Source organism: Pseudomonas sp. TH21 (assembly GCF_016651025.1).
Taxonomy (GTDB): Bacteria; Pseudomonadota; Gammaproteobacteria; order Pseudomonadales; family Pseudomonadaceae; genus Aquipseudomonas; species Aquipseudomonas aylmerensis.
In genome coordinates this window covers 3,206,529-3,224,797 of record NZ_JAEKEQ010000001.1, presented here as the reverse complement: position 1 = coordinate 3,224,797, position 18,269 = coordinate 3,206,529, and the positions used below count along the sequence as shown (strand labels likewise).

The following is an 18,269-nucleotide window of genomic DNA, read 5'->3' as shown; positions in this document are numbered from 1 at the left end:
AAGGCGGCTGGAATGGGCCATATAACGCTCTAAGTCAGCCATGCTTTAGCCGAGAATGGCCCCAGAACGAAAATGGCGTTAGCATTCCGCCTCACTCGGCTTAAACAGCCTGTTTTTTCAGATCAGGGTCGCAACGTGGAAAAGCTAAAACGCCTCCAAAGTGGAATCGAAGGGCTCGATGCTCTGCTCAAGGGAGGGCTGGTCGCAGGCGCTTCATACATAATCCAAGGCCGCCCGGGATCTGGAAAAACGATCCTCGCCAACCAACTTGGGTTCCATCATGCGAGCAATGGAGGCCGGGTTCTGGTCGCCACGCTACTGGCCGAGTCACATGACCGCCTGTTTCAGTTTCTTTCTACGCTAAGCTTTTTCGACTCGTCCAAAGTCGGCGCCGAAATTCAATTTGTCAGTGCTTTTGACACCCTGGAAAACGAAGGCCTGGATGAAGTAGTAAAGCTGCTTCGGCGCGAGATAAGTCGCCAAAAAGCCACCGTGATGGTAGTTGACGGCTTGCTCAATGCGCGCTCAAAAGCCGATTCGCACATCGACACCAAGAAATTCATTTCAGAGTTGCAAGGGCATGCGGCTTTCGCCGGTTGCACCGTCCTGTTTCTTACCAGTTCGCGACTCGATGACGGCAGCCCTGAGCACACGATGGTAGACGGCGTGATTGAGATGGGTGAAGAGCTATATGGCACTCGCTCGGTGCGCCGTATTCAACTGCGTAAAACTCGCGGCAGTGGGGCAATGACAGGCCTTCATGAATGTGAGATCACCGACAACGGATTGGTGGTTTACCCTCGACTCGAAAGTCTTTACAGCCACCCGTCCGCCCCAGACAGCGCCGACATGACGCGCATTGCCAGTGGCATTGACTCACTGGACGACATATTGGGCGGAGGCCTTTACAGTTCCAGTGTGACTCTGGTCATTGGCCCATCAGGAATTGGCAAAACCACGCTGGGCCTCAAATTCCTGGCCGAATCGACGGTGGAGGCTCCGGGACTGCATTTTGGTTTCTACGAGAGTCCACAGCGGTTGCGGCTTAAAGGCCAATCACTGGGTATCGATATCAAAGGTATGGAAGACAGTGGTGCCCTGAATATTGCCTGGCAGCCGACTACCGAAGGCCTGCTGGATGGCCTGGGGGCACGATTGCTGAGTATCGTTGAAGATAAGGGCATCAAGCGCCTGTTCATCGATAGCCTCAGCGGTATGACACGGGTCTCGACAAATCCCGCGCGTATTACTGACTTCTTCAGTGCGCTGATGAACGAGTTGCGATCCAGGGGCGTTACGGTATTTGCGTCCTGGGAAATGCGCGATCTTTTTGGCTCAGAGGTCAGTGCACCGAACTCTGACCTGTCCAGCATCGTCGACAATCTGATGCTGATGCGGTTCTCTGAGAATCACTCTGAACTAAGCCGGACGCTATCCATTCTTAAAGTAAGAGACAGCTCTTACGATCCCTCTCGATTTGAGGTCGTCATCCGTGATCATGATGTTTTCCTGAAAAAGGCTTTAAGACATGAACCCTCAGTCCCCACTGATTCATGCCCCGGTTCAACTTTTTAAGCTTTTGAGCAGGTTGTATTAACATGACCACCATCCTGGTCGTCGACGACGAGTATTTGATCGCTGATATTCTCTGCTTCGCGCTGGAGGATGAGGGGTTCATGGTGGTGACCGCCAGCAATGGTCAAAAAGGCCTCGAGGTGCTCAATAGAGAACAGCCAGCCTTGATCATTACCGACTTTATGATGCCGGTCATGGATGGCCTGGAATTCGCCACAGCTGTCCGAGCCCTCCCGTCCGCTGGCCATTTGCCGATTATCTTGATGAGCGGTGCTCAGGCACATATCGGCATGCAGAGATCAGATTTGTTTGATGCTGTATTGGCCAAGCCATTCGATATCGACTTGATCATCGCCGAGGTTCGAAAGCTCCTGGCGAACAGGCCGTGATGTTCTGGATGATCAATCACAGCTGACAACTACCCAGCGCCGCCGTAAGAGGCCTCTACGACGCGGCGAGCCAGCGAGATCAGCAGCGTGGATGCCTGCCTGAATCGCCTCCCTCCCCCTCTCCTGCTGGGAAGCCCTGGAGAGTCAGAGGGAAGGTTTCGGACAAGCTATTGACGGCCTACTCCTGGCTTAGCGCCGCAGGAGACGGTCAAGCACCAGCAGTGCTACTGCACCGATTGCCAGTGCGGCAACAGGCTTCTCTTTAACGAACGTCGAAACACTGTCCAGTGCGTCGCCGTAAGTCTGGGTCAGCTGACCTGCCGCTTGGCGTCCGGCGCCTTCGGCTTCCAGCTTCGAATCACCGAACAGTTTTCCCACGGCGCTTTGTGCCTTGCCAGTCAGCTTTTCTGCAACACCTTCTACCTGTTCACTTTTCATGATTCATACACCTTCGTGTCAGTGGAAACTCAAATTAAGCCAACTGCTCTGGCGACCAGAGGAATAGGCGTCTCATCGGGACAAAAAAGTTGACCGGTGGGGATGAGCGGGAGTTCCACTTTTTATGACCACCGCTGGTCATTGACGCCCACAAAAAAGAGGCGCTGCGAAAAGCGCCTCTCTGCTTAGGCTTAGTCGTTAGACGCTGAGTCAGACAACGCGAGGGTTTTGCGCAGGAAACTCCAGGCGAAAGCTTGTTCCTGATGAGCGGCTGTCTACGGTCACCCGGCCGCCATGTAACTGCATGATTGAATGCACGATGGCCAACCCCAGGCCCCCGGAATCATCCGGCTGATTGCGTGACGGGTCGCACCGGTAGAAGCGCTCAAAAAGTCGTGGTAGGTGCTCCGCGGCAATGGGCGGGCCCTGGTTGTGTACAGAGACTTCGACCCCAGCCTCGCGCACCACGCTGCGGATAATCACCCCCGCCGCGGGAGAACCGTAGCGCAGGGCGTTGGCCACCAGGTTAGCCAAGGCTCGGCGGATCAAGGTCGGATCGGCACGCAGCTCAGCATGGGCCTGATTAATCAGGGTGACGTCGCGTTCTTGCGCCACGCCTTCGAAATACTCACACAGTTGCTCGACCAGTTCATGCAGGTTGATGAGTTCGTCATGCACGGATGCTTGCGGCTGCTCAGTCCGTGCGAGGAACAGCATACTGTCGATCATCCGCGCCAGACGCTCATATTCTTCCTGGTTCGACACCAGCAGGTTCTGATAGTCCTCGATGGAGCGGCTATGCCTCAAGCTTTGCTGGGTATGCCCCATCAGGTTGCTCAGTGGCGTACGCATCTCGTGGGCGAGGTCTTCCGAGAACCGTGAAAGTTGGGCGAACCCGTCTTCAAGGCGTGCAAGCATTTGATTAAGCGCATGGCTGAGCACTTGCAGCTCACTCAGCTCGTTGAACTCATCCAGCCGCAGATGCAGATGCTGCACATCAATCGCGGCGGCGCGCTGAGCCAGCCTGCGCACAGGCTGCAAGCCTCGCCGACTGACCCACCCGCCGAGCACAAAAGCCAGCAGCGCGCCGACTGACAGGGCGAGCCAGAGCTTGAGACGGTAAGCCGCCAGCATCTGCTCGCGCTCACTCAACAACTTGCCGGCAATCAGCGTCAAGCCGCGACCACCCTGCATGACATGCTGCCAGGCAAGCCGCACTGGCACCGAAGAGTCGCCGTCACCGAGCTGAGCCTGGGCCGCAGCCGGTAACGTGGGCAAGCGCATGCTGACGGGGTTGATTTCGATCAGTACCTGGCCGGTGTCATCGAGAATCCACAGCAGGTTGTCGCGATTGCCCAGCATATTTTCGTAGAGCTTGGGCCGATTTCTGAGTTGCTCGACGCTGACACTGTCGTTGATCAGTGCTTGCATGCGCTCCAGGCGCCCGAGCAGCGCCTGGTCATCGCGCCACGCGATCTCTCGCTGTAGCGACTGATAAAGATAAAACCCAATGGAGCCCAGCAGCAACGCGCTGACCAACGCGAACATGATCGCCAGGCGCAAGCTCAGGGTACGCGGAAACAGTTTCAGGATTGCACCTCAAGCATGTAGCCGATGCCCCGCACGGTGTGTATCAACTTGAGCGGGTAAGGATCGTCAACCTTGGCGCGCAGTCGCCGAATGGCGACGTCGACCACATTGGTATCGCTGTCAAAGTTCATCTGCCAGATCTGCGAAGCAATCGAGGAGCGAGATAGCACCTCGCCTTCCCGACTGACCAGCAGGTGCAACAAGGCAAACTCCTTGTTGGTCAGGGTCAGCCGTTCACCCTGGCGCGTGACCTTGCGGCGCAACAGGTCCAGGCTCAGGTCTGCAACCAGGAACTGCTCGACTTCACGGGGCGGCCCCCTGCGCAGCAGCGTACGTACGCGCGCCAACAACTCGGCATAGGAAAAGGGTTTGACCAGGTAATCATCGGCGCCTGACTCGAGCCCTTTGACCCGATCCTCCACAGAATCCCTGGCGGTCAGGAAAAGCACCGGGGTTTGCCACTTGCGCCGAATGATCTGGAGCAGTTGCCAGCCGTCCAGGCGCGGCAGCATGACGTCCAGAATGATCAAGTCGAACTCACTTTCCTGCGCCAGATACTGGCCCTCCAGGCCATCCAGGGCGACTTCTACCACGTAGCCCGATTCAGTCAGGGCTTTGTGCAGGTAATCCGCGGTTTTCGCTTCATCTTCAACAACCAGGATACGCATCTTTTCCTCCAGAACTGGAGCATAGGCTAGCGCGCCTGAGCGTTTTGGCACATTACATCTTGGTAATCATCAGGCAATCATTCTGACGGCCCGCACGCGTCATCCTGCCCGACTACGACTCAGCCAGACCAAACAAAGGAAAAAGCATGCGGACAAGCCTATCGAACTTATTGCTGATGCCACTCGCAATGAGCTCTGCGCTCGCGGTTGCATCTGCGGATCAAGTTGTGCAGCGCAACGACGTATCACTGGCAATCGCCAATGATTTGCTGAATGCCGCGCTGGCAGCGTGTCATGCCGATGGACGTACAGGTGTAGCAGCAATTGTCGACCGAGGAGGCAATTTAGTCGCCCTGCAGCGTGACGATAACGTTGGCCCACACAATACATTGGCAGCCCAACGCAAGGCCTATACCGCCCTATCGACCAAGACCCCGACACGGCTATTGGCAGAGCGTGCTCGCAGCACCCCCGATGCGGAAAACCTCAACACCCTGCATGAGCTATTGCTGCTAGGCGGCGGAGTGCCATTGCTGTTTGAAGGGCAAGTCATTGGCGCCATAGGCGTGGCCGGCGCCGGTGGTGCAGCAAACGATGAAGGTTGCGCATTAGCCGCTATCAACAAAATTCTACCTACCGTCAAAAACTAAGGACATCCTCATGACTGGATTAAAATCGTTGTTCGCTGGCGTTGTATTGAGTGTCGCCTCTTCGCTGGCATTCGCGGCAGGAAACCCGCTCAGCGTGCATGTACTCAACCTGCAAGATGGTCTGCCCTCCCCTGGCGTCAATGTCACGCTGGAAAAACAGGATGGCAACAACTGGAGCCTGCTCAACAGCGCTGCGACCAACGAGCAAGGGCGTATTCCCGGCCTGTACCCGGAGGGTAAGGCCCTGGAGAAAGGCACCTACCGTGTCACCTTCAAAACCGGTGAGTGGTTCAAGGCTCACAAAGTCTCGAGTTTCTTCCCCGAAGTACCGGTCATTTTTGAAGTAGACGGTACCCTTGCGCACTACCACATCCCGCTACTGCTCAGTCCCTACGGTTTCTCGACCTACAGAGGCAATTGAGCGTCGCCCCAGCGCAGAGGCAAGGCCGCCCTTACCAGATGGGCGGCATTTGTGCCTGACACCGATTCGATCAAAAGAGCCGTTGGGAAAATGCAGCGACATCTAAATGCCCGCGCGCATCAGATGTTGAGCGCTCTACGGGTATCAATAGGTGTGGGATTTGCCAATAGAACTGGAAAGGAGAGCAACACCACTAAGCTGCACGCTGAATAAGTTTGGAGCCATGGTATGAGTTGTGTCCCTCCCGGCAATCGCGCTTCGATAGCGCCGCTGATGATCTGCAACACTAACGACCCGATTCATGCTGCTGTGGCCCGCCGCGATAGCAAGCAGGTGTTGCAAGCGCGCATCGAAGGCATGCGCGCCGACGTGCTGGATAGCGAACGTCGCTCGCCTATCGATGTGCTGGAGAGCATGCGTGACCTGGACAAGCGCAGCCTCTCCCGCATGCGCATTGCCTTGTTGCAATCCTTAAACCCTACTGCGCCTCTGGGCTACATCAAGCCCGAAGCCCTGCATGGTTCCCCCTGGGGCCTGGAAATACTGACCTCTGGCTCGCTCAAGGGCGGCGTCAATGATGCCAAGGGGGGCTCACAGTCGTTGAATGGTCGGGTATTTTTCTCTGATCGAACGCCTGAAAGTGCCACGGATGCCACGACCCGTAAAAATCTGCGCACCAAGGCCCGTACCTACTCACGAGGTCTCGGGATTGTGCCCTCTAACGCGTCATCCCGCGCCCAGCAACACCGTTTGACCCAGATCCTCACACACTCAACGGATCGAGGTTCGCCACTTTCGCTGACTTACAAGCCGGTGACGCTCGCTATAAAAGATCCCCAGGCTATTGATGCTGAGGGTAGCGCGTGGCTGCAGAACTTTCTGCATGATGCCTATATCGTTTCCGGTGCTGCCAGCAAGCTGCTCACCGCGCCCCCTGAGCACAGCGTCAACGCGGTGAAACTTCCTCGCAGCTTAACGTTTAAGTTCGAAAACGCCCCCGACCGTGTGCTCGAAGGTAAAGCGCTGGAGGTCCTGTATACGCAGTGGGCTTGCAAACTACGCGAGGCGTTGGAGCAGGGTAAAGCGCCTTATTTGAGCCTGCTCAATAAAGGCACGGTAATACCGGTAGTGTTTGGTTTTGAAAAACTCAGGAATCTTTCCTCCCACCCTATTCATGACCACTCGGGCAACGCCACCAAGCTCTATTCATACCAAAATCAGAATCACCCACTGTCAGGTGGTGCAAACGGCGGCAAACTTAAGGAAATAGAAGTGCGCAGCCTGGCAGATCTGGCCACTTTACTGCTCGGATGCGAAGTTAAAAGTACTCAACTACCAGAAGAGGTGCTGGTCCGAATCAAGGGTAAGAGGGAAGACAAAGCCGAGTACCTGACGCCTGCCCAGCTTAGCCAGTTTCGGCAGAGCGTCTTGGCTCAGGCTGCCCTCCATGCCCCCCAAGGCTCAAGCCTGGCTCTGGCGTCCATGAGTCACTTGCAGCAGATCAATGCGATCGTGCGTAGCGGAAATCTCCAAAATCATTGGGTATGAGAGCGATAGGAGACATCCAGCGTGAAGACACGCGCCTTATGCCAGGCGGCTGGGTGACAACCGCCCTCCTCCTTGCCAACTCCCGGCCTCTTAACCATCCGTAGAACGCGTCAGTGCCTCCCAGTGACTAATATCGCGCAGGGATTGCTCAAGTTTTTCGCGCACGTATCCCAGCGCGTCACTGCCCAGCAGCAGGTGGGCCGGTGGATTGTCGCTGGCGATCAACTGCAGCATGGCGTGCGCAGCCTTCTGCGGGTCGCCCAGTTGGTGGCCGCTTTTGGCTTCGCGCGCCTGGCGCACCGGATCAAAGCTGGCGTCGTAGTCGGCAATGCTGCGCGGCGTACGCTGCATGGAGCGGCCGGCCCAATCGGTGCGAAACGAGCCCGGCGCCACCGCGGTCAGGAAGATATTGAACGGCTTGAGCTCCTTGCTCAGCGTGTCGGAGATGCCTTCGAGCGCGAATTTGCTGCCGCAGTAGTAGGCGATCCCAGGCATAGTAATGGTGCCGCCCATGGACGTGATGTTGATGATGTGTCCGCGGCGACGCCGGCGGAAATACGGCACAAAGGCCTTGGTCACGGCAACTGCGCCGAACACGTTGACGTCGAACTGGCGGCGCATTTCTTCCAGCGACGATTCTTCGAAAATCCCCTCGTGGCCGTACCCTGCGTTGTTCACCAGGACGTCCACCGGGCCGTAGCGAGTCTCCATCTCGGCGACGACGCTGTCGATCCGCGCAAAGTCGGTGACATCCAGAATCACCCCATGGGCACGTGCCGCAGACAACGCCTCGAATGCTGCAAGGGCTGCCTCATTACGCACGGTACCGATGACACGGTGACCGGCCGCTAATGCCTCGGTCGCGAGGGCCTTGCCAAAGCCGCTGCTGATGCCGGTGATGAACAGGGTTTTGTGAGTGCTCATGCATATGCCTCTCGGTTGATGAGTACTGATGGTAGTCATGTCACCGCTGCCGACCTATGCCGGATCATCTGTGAGGCTTGCCTATTCCTATCAGCCCTGCGAGGAATGGATTGGCATTGCTGGCAGGCTGTGGAGATGCGCTGCACGTCCCAGCTGGAATGACGGCGCCTGATCTGTAGCGCCCCGCGGCTTGGCTGAACAATCATTGGTTGCAGGCCTACCCCTTTCTGCCGGCAAAATAGGGTAGAAATCTCCGGCCAACCATGGCCGGGATATGCCGCGTAGCCGGCCCCTTTCTCAGAGCCAACAGGTACCTTATGCACACCTGCGTCACAATCATCGGGGCTGGCCTGGGCGGCCTCATCCTGGCGCGTGTCCTGCACGTCCACGGCATTGCCGCCACGGTCTATGAAGCCGAGCCGTCGGCAACCGCACGCGCACAAGGCGGGATGCTCGACATCCACGACTACAACGGCCAACTGGCTGTGCAGGCGGCGGGCCTGACGGATGAATTCCGCGCCCTTGTCCTGGAAGGTCGCGAGGCGACTCGAGTGCTTGATTGGGACGGCACCGTTCTGTTGGACCAACCCGACGACGGCACCGGTGGGCGTCCCGAGGTCATGCGTGGCGAGCTGCGCAAGATGCTTCTCGATTCACTGCCTGCCGGTACCGTGCGCTGGGGCCACAAGGTCAATAGCGTGCGTGCCCTGGGCGCGGGTCGCCATGAGGTGACCTTCGCCGACGGCACTCACGTTGTCACCGACCTGCTGGTGGGGGCCGACGGTGCCTGGTCTAAAGTCCGCCCGCTGCTCAGTACCGCCGTCCCCGAGTACATGGGCCGCTCGTTCATTGAAACCTACCTGTATGACAGCGACACCCGCCACCCCGCCACCGCCCAGGCGGTAGGGGGCGGTGCGATGTTCGCCCTGCAACCCGCAAAAGGCATCCAGGCGCACCGTGAGGCGGGCTCCACGCTGCACACCTATGTCGCCATCACCGCACCCCAGGAGTGGTTTGCCGCAATCGATTTCACTCACACGCCAACAGCGGCAGCACGGATCGCGCAGGTATTCACAGGCTGGTCCCCTGCCCTCACGGCACTGATTACCCACAGTGACACCGAGCTGGTATGGCGCCCGCTCTTCACGCTGCCGGTTGAACACCACTGGAACCGAGTGCCGGGCGTGACGCTGGTGGGTGATGCCGCACACCTTGCAGCCCCGAATGGCGAAGGTGCCAACCTGGCCATGTACGATGGCGCCGAACTCGGCAAAGCCATCGCCTCACACCCGGATGACGTCGAAGCCGCGCTGCATGCGTACGAACAGGCGATGTTCCCGCGCAGCGCGCAAACGGCTGCAGAGTGCAATGAACTGCATGAGTTGCTGTTTGGTGACGACGCACCGCACAGCCTGGTGAGCATGTTCAACGGCGCAGGTACTTGAACACGGGACGCTTCAGTCCTATCAAACGCCTGCTGCTGGGCTCACGCTTGCACCGGTGAGTTCTTCAATCAACAGAACCATCGGCGCCGTGTACTCCACATCGGCCCGCGTCACGATTTCATAGGGCTCGCTGGTCGACTGAATGGTCAACGCCAGCTTGACCAACATGCCGTGGTCGAGTGCCATTTGCGCCACATCGTTCGGCATGACGGCGACCAGGCTCGGGTCCTTGAGCAACAGCGACAAGGTGGTGAATGTCGATGAGGTCTCGATGGCGTACAGCGGGAAGCTCAACCCCACTTGGCGAAACTCGCGTTCCAATGTCAGGCGCATGGGCATATTGACCGGGAAGACTACCCAGTGGCTGTCCATGAGGTCGGCGAGTTGCAGCGTCTGCGCGCTGGCCAGTCGATGCCCCGGGTTGGCCACCACGACCAGCGGTTCCTGTGCGCGGAAACGGGTTTGGTAAGCCGTCGGGCGTGGGCTGACGCTGGTTCGACAGATCGCCACATCCAACCGCCCCTGATCCAGCAAGCTCAATAGTCGCGAGCTGGTGTCCTCGACAATCGCAATCGACAGCTCCGGCTGTTTATCGCGAAGGCGCGCCAGGCTCTCCACCAATGCCGGCACGGCTCCCATGATGGTGCCCACCGCCAGGCGTCCACCGTGTCCCTTGAGAATGCCGACCATTTCCTCGCGAAGGTGCTCGAGGTCGGTGTGAATCAAACGCGCATAACGAATCACGCAGCGGCCAAGGTCGTTGGCTTCCAAACCTTTGCTCGTGCGTTCGAAGAGGCTTGAGCCGAAGATGGTTTCGATTTCCTGCAATGCCTTGGTGGCACCGGGTTGAGACAGCGCCATGATCTCCGACGCCTTGCGCACCGAGCCGTGCTCGTCGAGGGCAATCAAGAGGCGCAATTGCTTGAGCCTCAGGCGAGATACGATGGATGAGAAGGACGGAAGCATGGGTATACCTGAAAGTTATCGCTCGGGTCGTAACTCTCATTAGGCAGCAACAGCCTGGAAATTTAAAGTGGCCCCAACGATAACAACAAGCTGAGGCTCCTCCATGCGATTAATCCAATTTGAAGACTCCACCGGCCAGCGTGGAGTCGGCGTCGTCGAAGGCGACGCGATTCAAGTCGTCAACGGTGCATCCAGCACCCGCACGCTTGCCCTCGCCGCGATTGCCAATGGTCGCAGCCTGCTCAAGGAAGTCGAGGCCAGGGGCACCACCCTCGGTCCTGAAGGTTATACCCACGTGCTGGAAGCCCGCCGAATCCTGCCGCCCCTCGACCATGAAGACCCCGCGCACTGCCTGATCAGCGGCACTGGCCTGACCCACCTGGGAAGCGCCTCCACCCGTGACCAGATGCACCAGCAAAAGGTCGACGACAAGGCCGCACTTACCGACACCGCCAGAATGTTCCAATGGGGCCTCGACGGCGGCCGTCCGGCGGCAGGTACGGTGGGCGCCCAGCCGGAGTGGTTCTACAAGGGCGACGGTTCAATTGTGGTACGCCCGAACCAGGCCTTCCAGTCGCCGGACTTCGCCGAAGATGCGGGGGAAGAACCAGAGCTGACCGGCCTCTATGTGATCGGCGAAGACGGCAAGCCCTACCGCCTGGGCTTTGCCTTGGGCAACGAGTTCTCCGACCATGTCATGGAGCGTCGCAATTACCTCTACCTGGCACACTCCAAGCTGCGTAACTGCTCCTATGGGCCAGAGCTGCGCGTGGGCGAGTTGCCCCGGCACCTGGCGGGGACCAGCCGGATCTGGCGCGACGGCACCGTGTTATGGGAGAAAGAGTTCCTGAGTGGCGAGGACAATATGTGCCACAGCCTGGAGAACCTTGAGTACCACCACTTCAAGTACGCCCAGTTCCTGCGTCCAGGCGATGTGCATGTGCACTTCTTCGGCACCGCCACCCTGTCGGTAGCCGATAACATCAAGACCCAGCCGGGCGACCGTTTCGAAGTCAGCATGCGTGAGTTCGGTGAACCGCTGTGCAACACCATCGAAGTGGTTGCACCCGCCTTCAGCACTGGAGAAGTACAGACGCTGTGACCGATGCGGCCCTTGATCGGGCCTCAAGCAAGGCTGCATTTCATAATAAACATAAGAGTGAGATGAAAATGACCACTGGCACTGCACAGGTCGTTACCGCTACGACAGCGAGTCCCGCCATCACCGCCCGCCCGACCACCGTACGTTGGAGGATTTTCCTGCTCCTGCTGCTGCTCTCGGCCATCAACTACATCGACCGGGCGTCACTGTCGGTTGCACTGCCGCTGATTTCAGCTGATTTCAACATGACGCCGGCGCTTGAAGGGTTGATGCTGAGTGCATTCTTCTGGTCGTACGCGCTGATGCAGATCCCCGGCGGCATGCTGCTCGACCGTTTCCAGACGCGCAATATCGTCGGCATTGCCACGGTCGGCTGGGGCCTGTTCCAGGCCTTGGCGGGCGGCGCGCACAACTGGATCACGTTGCTCATCACACGCATCGGCCTGGGTGTCGCGGAGTCGCCGATCATGCCGGCCGGCGCCAAGCTCAACGGTGCCTGGCTGACGCCCAATGAACGCGGGCGCGGCGCCACCCTGGTTGACGGCGGCGCGCCGCTGGGCACTGCACTGGGCGCAATCCTGATCGCAGGGCTGATCACCTGGTTTGATTCCTGGCGGATCGCATTCGTTATCGCGGGCGTCGGCACCATGGTCGTGGGCATATGGGCGTGGTGGTACATCAGGAACCATCCCAGTGAACACCCGAAAGTCAATGCTGCAGAGCTGGCCTACATCACCGATGCCAACGAAGCCGCGAAGAAAGCCACCGGTGGGCGCAAGGCGGTCCTCAAGGACCTGCTCAAGAGTCGTTCGGTACTGGCCATGTTTGCGGGGTACGCGTGCTACAACAGTGTGTTCTACGGCCTGCTGACCTGGATGCCGAGCTACTTGCACAAAGCCCATAACCTCGACATCAAGGCCATGGGCGGCGCCACCTTCCTGATCTTCATATGCGGCTTCATCGGCGAACTGTTTGGCGGCTGGGTGTCGGATAAATGGAAGGCTGCCGGCGGCCAACCCAACACGGTCATGCGCAGCATGTTCGCAGGCTCCGCCGCGATTGCCGCGATCTGTATCCTCGCCGTGGCCTACAGCAGTGATGCCGTCGTGGTTATCTCGCTGCTCTGTGTCGCGCTGTTTTTCATTCGCTGGTGCGGCATGTACTGGTGCCTGCCCGCCATTCTCGGCGGCCAGTCCAAAGCCGGCGTGTTGGGCGGCAGCATGAACTTCTGCGGCAATATGGTCGGGGTGATCGTGCCTATCCTGATCGGCCTGATTGTGCAATTCACCGGCTCGTACTTCCTGGCGCTGATCTTCTTCGTCGTCATGGCTTCAGGATTGATGCTGTTCTCCAGCCTGATTGATTATCGCGAGCGTGGGTTGGCCTGACCTGCCCGACTCCATAGCGCTCCCTGAAAAACCGAGGCAATCGTCATGCAACTCATAACTACAACAGGCAGCGAGACCGCTGCCAATGCCGTGATCAGACTCAATGTGCTCGACGATGTATTGATCGCGCGGCAACCGCTGATCAAGGGCCTGGAGCTCAAGGCCGAAGGCATCCAGGTACTTGAGCCGGTGCCCTCCGGCCACAAAGTCGCTGCGCGTCATATCGACGTGGGCCAACCCGTGCGCCGCTACGGGCAGATCATCGGCTTCGCGAGCCAGCCAATCGAAGCGGGACAACATGTGCACGTTCACAACGTCGCAATGGGCGATTTCTCTCGGGACTATGCCTTCGGCGTCGATGCCAAAGGCAGTCCTGCGCCCACCGCAGAGACGTTCATGGGCATCGTGCGCGCCGATGGCCGTGTTGCGACCCGCAACTACATCGGCATTCTGACCTCGGTCAATTGCTCGGCGACGGTGGCGCGTGCGATTGCCGATTACTTCCGCCGCGACATTCATCCTGAAGCGCTGGTCGAGTACCCCAACGTCGATGGTGTCGTTGCACTCACCCACGGCGTTGGCTGCGCAGTCGACCCCGGCGGCGAGGCACTGGCCATGCTGCGCAGGACGCTGGGCGGTTATGCCGTCCACCCCAACTTTGCCTCGGTGCTGCTGATTGGGCTGGGCTGCGAGACCAACCAGATCCCCGAATTGCTCGCCGCCCAGGGCCTTGAAAGCAGCGATTCGTTGCGCACGTTTACCATCCAGGGCACCGGTGGCACCTCCAAGACCATTGCCAGTGGCATTGCTCAAGTGAAGTCGCTGCTGGCCGAAGCCAACCAGGTCAAGCGTGAGCCGGTCAGCGCCAAACACCTGATTATCGGCCTGCAATGCGGTGGTTCGGACGGTTACTCGGGCATCACCGCCAACCCGGCACTGGGCAATGCCGTGGACCGCCTGGTGGCTGCCGGCGGCACCGCGATCCTGTCGGAAACCCCGGAGGTCTACGGCGCCGAGCACTTGCTGACCCGTCGCGCCGTCAGCCAGCAAGTGGGTGAAAAACTCATCGCGCGCATTCATTGGTGGGAAGCCTACTGCAAGCGCATGGATGCCGAGCTGAACAACAACCCGTCGGCGGGCAACAAGGCCGGTGGCCTGACCACCATCCTGGAGAAATCCCTCGGCGCCGTGGCCAAGGCCGGCTCGACCGATCTGGTCGACGTCTACGAATACGCTGAAACCGTCAGGGCCCACGGCCTGGTGTTCATGGACACCCCCGGCTATGACCCGATCTCCGCTACCGGCCAGGTCGCCGGCGGCGCCAATCTGATTGCCTTCACCACGGGGCGCGGATCGGCTTATGGGTGTGCACCCTCGCCGTCGATCAAGCTCGCCACCAACAACCGTCTGTGGGAAACCCAGGAAGAGGACATGGACGTCAACTGCGGCGGGATTGCCGACGGCACCATGACCATTGAGGAGCGCGGCGAATACATCTTTCGCATGATGCTGCGCATCGCCTCAGGCGACAAAAGCAAAAGTGAACAGCATGGCTACGGCCAGAACGAATTCGTGCCCTGGCAGATCGGTGCGATCACTTAAGGCCCTGCATTCACTTCGACACACCGGCTCCCGTCGTCCCGCACGATGCGGAGCCGCTTTAGTTTGCCGGTGTCGAGCCTGGCATTTCTCTTCATCCTCCAATCAGGAACCCTGACATGACTCAGATTCTCGGTCAGAACTACATCGGTGGTCAGCGACTTGGCGCGGGCAACGTGCAGCTGCACAGTTTCGATGCGACAACCGGCGAAGCCCTCCCGGGCCACTTCATCCAGGCCACACAAGACGAGGTCGACGCGGCGGCCAAGGCGGCCAGCGCCGCCTACCCGATTTACCGCAACCTGCCAGCCGCGCGCCGCGCCGAGTTCCTGGAGGCCATCGCCGACGAGCTGGATGCCCTCGGCGACGATTTCGTCAGCACCGTCTGCCGTGAGACCGCCTTGCCTGCCGGGCGTATCCAGGGTGAGCGTGGCCGCACCAGCGGGCAAATGCGCCTGTTCTCCAAGGTACTGCGGCGAGGCGACTTCTACGGTGCGCGCATTGACCGTGCCCTGCCGGACCGGGCGCCCCTGCCCCGCCCTGACTTGCGCCAGTTCCGGATCGCGGTGGGCCCCGTCGCCGTGTTCGGCGCGAGCAACTTCCCGCTGGCGTTTTCCACTGCCGGTGGCGACACCGCTTCTGCCCTGGCAGCGGGCTGCCCGGTGGTGTTCAAGGCTCACAGCGGCCACATGGCGACCGCTGAATGGGTCGCGGACGCGATCATGCGGGCCGCGCAGCGCACCGGCATGCCCGCCGGCGTGTTCAACATGATCTATGGCGGGGGCGTCGGCGAGTGGCTGGTGAAACATCCCGCCATCCAAGCCGTGGGGTTCACCGGCTCGCTTAAAGGCGGCAATGCGCTGTGCAAGATGGCCGCGCAACGTCAGCAGCCGATTCCGGTGTTTGCCGAGATGTCGAGCATCAACCCGGTGATCATTCTGCCCCAGGCCCTGCAAGTGCGCGGCGAGACCATCGCCAAGGAGCTGGCTGGTTCGGTGACCTTGGGTTGCGGGCAATTCTGTACCAATCCCGGGCTGATCATTGGCCAGAGATCAGCGGATTTCAGCGCCTTCCTGCAACGCTTCACCGCGCAGATGCATGACCAGCCGGCCCAGACGATGCTCAACGCAGGCGCCTTGGCCAGCTATGCCAGCGGTCTGCAACACCTGCACGCGCATCCGGGCGTGGAGCACCTGGCGGGCAATCCTCAGCAAGGGAAACAGGCCCAGCCACAATTGTTCAAAGCCGATGTCAGCCTGCTGCTCACCGGTGACGAATTGCTCCAGGAGGAAGTGTTCGGCCCTGCCACCATCGTTATTGAAGTCGCCGACCAGGCACAACTGGTCGCCGCACTCAATGGACTGCGCGGGCAACTGACGGCCACCGTGCTTGGCGAAGCCGATGAGTTGCTCGAATACAGCTGGTTGACCGGCTTGCTGCAGGAGAAAGTCGGACGGATCCTGTTGAACGGCTATCCAACCGGCGTCGAAGTCACCGACACCATGGTGCATGGCGGGCCTTACCCGGCGACGTCCGACGCGCGCGGCACGTCGGTGGGAACCTTGGCGATTGATCGCTTCCTGCGTCCGGTCTGCTTCCAGAACTACCCCGACGCCCTCTTGCCCGAAGCGCTTCAAGATGCCAACCCGCTTGGCATTGCGCGCTTGGTCGACGGCGAACACACGCGTGCTGCCCTGGGCAACTAAAGCGAGCGGGGAATAAAAACGCTTCAATAGAGAACCCGACCGCTGTGTCGGGTTTTCTGTTTATGGCGGATTGTCAGTCCATCCCTTTAAGCCTATCTTGTTAAAAACTTATACAAGGACATAGGCTATGTACAACAAATCGCAGTGGTCGGCGATGTTCTGCAATGGATAAGACTCACCGACTGTGCCTGGTCCTGGGCGACCAGTTGTCTTTTGACCTGGCCTCCTTGAAGGCGTTGGATGCCGAACACGACACGGTGTTGCTGGTCGAGGTGATGGAGGAAGCCAGCCACGTGGCCCATCACCCGCAGAAAATCGCACTGATCTTCAGCGCGATGCGCCATTTCGCCCATGCGCTGCAACAGCGGGGCATCCGCGTGCACTACGTTACCCTTGATGATCCGTACAACAGCGGCTCGGTGCCGGGCGAGTTGCAGCGCTGGCAGTCGCTGCTGCAGCCCGACTCGCTGCATCTGACCGAGTGCGGTGACTGGCGCCTGGAGCAGTCCCTCAAGACATGCGGCTTGGCCATCCAGTGGCATACCGATAGCCGCTTCCTCTGCACCCGGTCCGGATTCTCGTCCTGGGCCGCCGGCAAAAAGCAGCTGCGCATGGAGTTTTTCTACCGTGAGATGCGGCGCAAGAGCGGCCTGCTGGTCAATGGCGACGGCAGTCCGGTGGGCGGCGCCTGGAACTTTGATGCCGACAACCGCAAGGCGCTGCCCAAGCAGGTGAGAGCGCCCTTGCCGATGCGCTTTACCGCAGATGCCATCACCCAGGAGGTGCTGGCGCTGGTGGCGAAAAACTTCACCGAGCATTATGGCGACGTAGGCACCTTTGACTACCCGGTGACCCACGCCGACGCCCAGGCGCTGTGGGAGTATTTCCTCGACTGGGGGCTGGCGGCGTTCGGTGACTATCAGGATGCCATGGCCAGCGATGAACCCTTCCTGTTTCATGCCCGGATCAGCGCCGCGCTGAATATCGGCCTGCTGGATCTGCGCCAGCTGTGCCAGGACGTCGAGTCGGCGTATTGGGCGCAGAGGATTCCCCTCAACGCCGCCGAAGGTTTTATCCGCCAACTCATCGGTTGGCGCGAATATGTCCGCGGTGTCTACTGGCTGAAAATGCCGGACTACGCCAGCGGCAACCTGTTTGGCAACAGCAGGCCGCTTCCGGAGTTCTACTGGACGGGCGAGACCCAAATGAACTGCATGCGCCAGGCGATCGGCCAAAGCCTGAAGCATGCCTATGCCCACCATATCCAGCGGCTGATGGTGACCGGCAACTTTGCGCTACTGGCCGGCATCACGCCGAATCAGATTTGCGACTGGTACCTGGCGATTTACATGGACGCGTTCGACTGGGTCGAGTTGCCCAATACACTGGGCATGGTCATGCACGCGGACGGCGGCTACCTGGGCTCCAAGCCTTATTGCGCGAGTGGCCAATATATAAAACGCATGTCCGATTATTGCGGCAACTGCGCGTACAAGGTCAGTGAAAGCACCACTGACGACGCCTGCCCGTTCAATGCGCTTTACTGGCACTTCCTCATGCGTCACGGCGACCTTCTGCGCAGCAATCCGCGCATGGGCATGGTCTACAAAAACCTCGACCGAATGACTGAGCCCAGACAACAAGCGCTCTGGGACCGCGGCCAGACACTGCTCGCCAGGCTCGATGCCGGGGAGTCGTTGTGAAGAAGAGCGAACTCCCGGTCAAAAAATGCGTGGTCTGCGGATTGGATTTCGCCTGGCGCAAGAAATGGGCGCGCTGTTGGGACGAGGTGCGCTACTGCTCGCAGCGTTGCCGACGACACAAGCCGTCAGCACCGGGCAGCCACCCGCCCGCCTGAAC

General features: G+C 59.5%; 17 protein-coding genes. 12 read left to right on the top strand and 5 right to left on the bottom strand.

The window, feature by feature from the left end; translation table 11 throughout:
• Positions 1 to 135: 135 nt before the first annotated feature.
• Complete coding sequence (locus JFU04_RS14080) at positions 136 to 1,575, top strand: ATPase domain-containing protein (protein ID WP_106805665.1); 1,440 nt, start codon at positions 136 to 138, stop codon at positions 1,573 to 1,575.
• Positions 1,576 to 1,598: 23 nt separating this feature from the next.
• Positions 1,599 to 1,964: a response regulator gene (locus tag JFU04_RS14075; protein ID WP_201144453.1), complete on the top strand. Its 366-nt coding sequence runs from the start codon at positions 1,599 to 1,601 to the stop codon at positions 1,962 to 1,964.
• Positions 1,965 to 2,153: 189 nt separating this feature from the next.
• Here JFU04_RS14075 and JFU04_RS14070 read toward each other — a convergent pair whose 3' ends face one another.
• The 3 genes from JFU04_RS14070 to JFU04_RS14060 all read right to left on the bottom strand — a co-directional run bounded on the left by JFU04_RS14070 (position 2,154) and on the right by JFU04_RS14060 (position 4,660).
• Entirely contained in the window at positions 2,154 to 2,402 is a 249-nt protein-coding gene (locus JFU04_RS14070; protein ID WP_065905276.1) for a CsbD family protein, read from the bottom strand.
• A gap of 210 nt (positions 2,403 to 2,612) precedes the next feature.
• On the bottom strand, positions 2,613 to 3,992 hold the full coding sequence (locus JFU04_RS14065) for a heavy metal sensor histidine kinase (protein WP_201146395.1): 1,380 nt from the start codon (positions 3,990 to 3,992) through the stop codon (positions 2,613 to 2,615).
• Positions 3,989 to 4,660, bottom strand: coding sequence for a heavy metal response regulator transcription factor (locus JFU04_RS14060; protein WP_065905273.1), 672 nt, complete (start codon positions 4,658 to 4,660; stop codon positions 3,989 to 3,991). The genes JFU04_RS14065 and JFU04_RS14060 overlap by 4 nt, the downstream gene beginning before the upstream one ends.
• 146 nt (positions 4,661 to 4,806) lie before the next feature.
• Between JFU04_RS14060 and JFU04_RS14055 the strand changes: the two genes are divergently transcribed.
• The 3 genes from JFU04_RS14055 (at position 4,807) to JFU04_RS14045 (ending at position 7,279) form a co-directional block, all read left to right on the top strand.
• Positions 4,807 to 5,310 carry a GlcG/HbpS family heme-binding protein gene (locus tag JFU04_RS14055; protein ID WP_201144451.1) on the top strand — a complete coding sequence of 168 codons (504 nt, stop codon included), beginning with the start codon at positions 4,807 to 4,809 and terminating at the stop codon, positions 5,308 to 5,310.
• A 10-nt stretch (positions 5,311 to 5,320) separates the two neighbouring features.
• Positions 5,321 to 5,731 (top strand): hydroxyisourate hydrolase, encoded by a 411-nt coding sequence (gene uraH / locus JFU04_RS14050; protein ID WP_106803861.1) that lies wholly within the window; start codon positions 5,321 to 5,323, stop codon positions 5,729 to 5,731.
• A 228-nt stretch (positions 5,732 to 5,959) separates the two neighbouring features.
• Positions 5,960 to 7,279 carry an ankyrin repeat domain-containing protein gene (locus JFU04_RS14045; RefSeq protein ID WP_242485897.1) on the top strand — a complete coding sequence of 440 codons (1,320 nt, stop codon included), beginning with the start codon at positions 5,960 to 5,962 and terminating at the stop codon, positions 7,277 to 7,279.
• A 90-nt stretch (positions 7,280 to 7,369) separates the two neighbouring features.
• On the opposite strand, the gene JFU04_RS14040 is transcribed toward JFU04_RS14045, so the two are convergent.
• Positions 7,370 to 8,203: an oxidoreductase gene (locus JFU04_RS14040; protein WP_201144449.1), complete on the bottom strand. Its 834-nt coding sequence runs from the start codon at positions 8,201 to 8,203 to the stop codon at positions 7,370 to 7,372.
• Positions 8,204 to 8,520: 317 nt separating this feature from the next.
• On the opposite strand from JFU04_RS14040, the gene JFU04_RS14035 reads away from it, so the two are divergent.
• On the top strand, positions 8,521 to 9,648 hold the full coding sequence (locus JFU04_RS14035; protein ID WP_201144447.1) for an FAD-dependent oxidoreductase: 1,128 nt from the start codon (positions 8,521 to 8,523) through the stop codon (positions 9,646 to 9,648).
• A 21-nt stretch (positions 9,649 to 9,669) separates the two neighbouring features.
• Here the strand turns inward: JFU04_RS14035 and JFU04_RS14030 are convergent, their stop codons facing one another.
• Positions 9,670 to 10,614 carry a LysR family transcriptional regulator gene (locus tag JFU04_RS14030; RefSeq protein ID WP_201144445.1) on the bottom strand — a complete coding sequence of 315 codons (945 nt, stop codon included), beginning with the start codon at positions 10,612 to 10,614 and terminating at the stop codon, positions 9,670 to 9,672.
• 103 nt (positions 10,615 to 10,717) lie between these two features.
• Here JFU04_RS14030 and araD1 point away from each other — a divergent pair, with 103 nt between their 5' ends.
• From araD1 to JFU04_RS14000, 6 genes are all read left to right on the top strand, one after another.
• Complete coding sequence (araD1, locus tag JFU04_RS14025; protein WP_201144443.1) at positions 10,718 to 11,716, top strand: AraD1 family protein; 999 nt, start codon at positions 10,718 to 10,720, stop codon at positions 11,714 to 11,716.
• Positions 11,717 to 11,784: 68 nt separating this feature from the next.
• On the top strand, positions 11,785 to 13,104 hold the full coding sequence (locus JFU04_RS14020) for an MFS transporter (RefSeq protein WP_201144441.1): 1,320 nt from the start codon (positions 11,785 to 11,787) through the stop codon (positions 13,102 to 13,104).
• Between the two features lie 45 nt (positions 13,105 to 13,149).
• On the top strand, positions 13,150 to 14,706 hold the full coding sequence (locus JFU04_RS14015; protein WP_201144439.1) for a UxaA family hydrolase: 1,557 nt from the start codon (positions 13,150 to 13,152) through the stop codon (positions 14,704 to 14,706).
• Positions 14,707 to 14,822: 116 nt separating this feature from the next.
• Positions 14,823 to 16,409: an aldehyde dehydrogenase (NADP(+)) gene (locus JFU04_RS14010; protein WP_201144437.1), complete on the top strand. Its 1,587-nt coding sequence runs from the start codon at positions 14,823 to 14,825 to the stop codon at positions 16,407 to 16,409.
• A 164-nt stretch (positions 16,410 to 16,573) separates the two neighbouring features.
• On the top strand, positions 16,574 to 18,112 hold the full coding sequence (locus tag JFU04_RS14005) for a cryptochrome/photolyase family protein (RefSeq protein WP_201144435.1): 1,539 nt from the start codon (positions 16,574 to 16,576) through the stop codon (positions 18,110 to 18,112).
• Positions 18,109 to 18,267, top strand: coding sequence for a DUF2256 domain-containing protein (locus tag JFU04_RS14000; protein ID WP_120448592.1), 159 nt, complete (start codon positions 18,109 to 18,111; stop codon positions 18,265 to 18,267). The genes JFU04_RS14005 and JFU04_RS14000 overlap by 4 nt, the downstream gene beginning before the upstream one ends.
• The last annotated feature ends 2 nt before the right edge of the window (positions 18,268 to 18,269 follow it).